Source organism: Sutterella seckii (assembly GCF_009183815.1).
Classification (GTDB): Bacteria; Pseudomonadota; Gammaproteobacteria; order Burkholderiales; family Burkholderiaceae_F; genus Sutterella; species Sutterella seckii.
Map to the genome: position 1 here is coordinate 1 of NZ_WEHX01000159.1, position 2,825 is coordinate 2,825.

General features: G+C 47.5%; 2 protein-coding genes. One reads left to right on the forward strand and one right to left on the reverse strand.

Annotated features, from left to right (window positions below):
• Positions 1–79: 79 nt before the first annotated feature.
• Complete coding sequence (locus tag GBM95_RS11480) at positions 80–1,192, reverse strand: type ISP restriction/modification enzyme (RefSeq protein ID WP_226963309.1); 1,113 nt, start codon at positions 1,190–1,192, stop codon at positions 80–82.
• Between the two features lie 4 nt (positions 1,193–1,196).
• Between GBM95_RS11480 and GBM95_RS11485 the strand changes: the two genes are divergently transcribed.
• A complete protein-coding gene (locus GBM95_RS11485) occupies positions 1,197–2,396 on the forward strand; it encodes a type ISP restriction/modification enzyme (RefSeq protein WP_226963310.1) in 1,200 nt (399 codons plus the stop codon).
• The last annotated feature ends 429 nt before the right edge of the window (positions 2,397–2,825 follow it).

Here is a 2,825-nt window from a genome sequence, read left to right on the forward strand (position 1 = left end):
CGCCTGTTTTACGAATGAGAGTACCCTCTATGCACAGGCGGCCTGACCCCAAGCGCCACACAGCACCATCCGTCAACTATTAAATACCTTTGTTAATAACGACATACTCCTGCGCTTCAAGCGGGATGTTCTTCACGGTGATCCAATCGTTGTAGATCAGCGTGGTCTTGTCCTTGGCCGCATTGCCGGTCTTCCCCTTGATCTTGCCCCACTTCATCTGCGTCACGCGGTAGGACGGCTGTCCGACCTTCGTGTACTCAATTTTGACGCCGGCGTATGGCGCAACATCTTCAAAGTGCACGTGCAATCTGGCGAGCTCCTGACCGGCCTCGACAAAGGCCATGAACTGTTCGTAGGTGGCGACACGCGGAATGCGCGGCAGCTCCTTCATCAGATTGTTGGCGTAGCGCGTTCGGTAATCCTCAGAATGAAGGATGCCGTAGATATAATAAAAGAGATCATCTTCGGTGATCGGTTTGCCCGGATATGCAGCCTGGAAGTGCGGCAGTGCCTCCTGAGAGAAGCCGCTCGGCATCTCACTCGGTTCGCCGAAGTCGAGTGTGTCTTCTGCTGCCTTAGATTGTTCGCCGGGAAGCCAACGCGGAAAACATTGAGTGTCACCATTGAAGTGCAGATCAGCAATGTGATCTGTCATCAAGGCTATTTGCCCAGCATCCTTTGCATTCTGATTGATGCAGATGACCAGATTGTCTACCCCAGACGAACAGATGACTAAATTGTCAGTCGTATTCATTGGGAAGATGCTGGGCATTTGGTAAACACGATTATTCCAAAAGCGATCGAAATAAAGATATTGACGAATATAAGGTCGATAGAAACAAGAATATATTTTGTTATATTCAAATGAGTTTGATTTTACTTGCCTTTCGAATCCAATTCGTTGAGGGTGAATCCAAGAAATTTTTGTCAAATCTTTCAGAAAAACATAGTTAGAGTCTCTCTTCTTCTTTTCGACTTCTTGATTGTAAAAAGTGATGCATGTTTGCATCTTATTATGTAATGATAACTTGCTACTTGCATATGCCCAAACATCACGATTCGTACCTACACCTAAAGAGAAATTTTTAAAAATAGACTTTTCTTTTGTTTTCTTTCCATCCATTCGCATAAAGCGCGAATAGGAATCATCGCGCTGATTGAACCAGCGTGATGATTCGTTTTCACACTTCATGCGCATGGATGGCAAGAAAACAAAAGAAGTGGCTATCTTTAAAGATTATTCGCTTGGTGTAAATACAAATAGAGATGCATGGGTCTATAACTCTAACAGACAAACAGTAATAAACAGTACTAAACGAAGTGTCCTAGCCTTCAATAAGGCATTGGGGGAACTTAATTCTGGTTTAGATACATCTTCAGTAAGGCAGAAATACATCAAAGATGTAGCATGGTCGAGTAGTTTAGTGTCTAGGCTAGAAAGAAAAATTCCTAGTGATTTTTCAGAAAGAAGAATTCAAAAATCTCTTTACAGACCTTTTTTTAAACAAAATTTATACTTTGATCCAGAATCAGGATTTACACATAGACCAGGTAGATGGAAATACATTTTCCCGGATTCTAAAGCAAAGAATCTGGCTATTTGTTCATCTGGGGTAGGATCAAAAGAATACTCTTGCTTGATGGTCGACCACATTCCATGTCTTGACTTTCTCGAAAAAACGCAATGCTTCCCGCGTTGGCTTCCCGGCGAGCAAGCCAAGGGAGCAGAAGACACTCTCGACTTTGGCGAGTCGAGCGAGATGCCGAGCGGCTTCTCCCCAGAGGCACTGCCACACTTCCAGGCTGCGTATCCGGGCAAGCCGATCACCGAGGATGATCTTTTCTACTACATCTACGGCATTCTGCATTCAGAGGACTACCGGACGCGTTACGCCAACAATCTGATGAAGGAGCTGCCGCGCATTCCGCGTGTTGCCACCTACGAGCAGTTCATGGCCTTTGTCGAGGCCGGTCAGGAGCTTGCACGGTTGCACGTGCATTTTGAAGATGTTGCCCCATACGCCGGCGTCACGATTGAGTACACGAAGACCGGGCTGCCGTCCTACCGCGTGAAGCAGATGAAGTGGGGCAAGATCAAGGGGAAGACCGGCAACGCGGCCAAGGACAAGACCACGCTGATCTACAACGATTGGATCACCGTGAAGGACATCCCGCTTGAAGCGCAGGAGTATGTCGTCAATAAGAAGTCTGCACTCGACTGGGTGGTGGAACGCGCTTGCGTCAGCATCGACAAGGCTTCCGGCATCGTGAACGACTTCAACGACTACGCGACCGAAATGGGCAATGATCGCTACCCGCTTGATCTGTTCCTGAAGATCATCACGGTCAGCCTGGAAACGATGAAGATCGTAAAGGCTCTGCCTAAGCTAGCCTGAATATTTCGCCCAAAAATAGATCTTGGGCGTAGGCTCATCTGCAATCGGCAGGTGGGCCTAAATTTTCGGTTCTTCGGAAATTAGCGGGCAACCTCTACTAAAGAAGTAGAAACTTTCAAGCGATTACTGAGGAGTGTTTCCGGCACTGCCGATAGATAGCCTGCCGGCTTGGACGCTCGCCGCTGGGCATGTCCCGCCACGTATACGTGGCGGGCCTTGCCCGCTATTTTTGCGTCCTGAAGCGCGTCAAGTCTCAACGGTAATGAACGGCTTCCTCCCCACGGCTTTCAGCCGCGGGTCCCCTCCATTAAATGCCTTTGAGACTTGACCCGATCGACGGCTGGTGAGGTCGCAGACATGAAAAATGCGTAGTTTTCATTAAGATGTAGTCAAAGCAAAAACAACCACTACTTAAAAAAACTACGCATG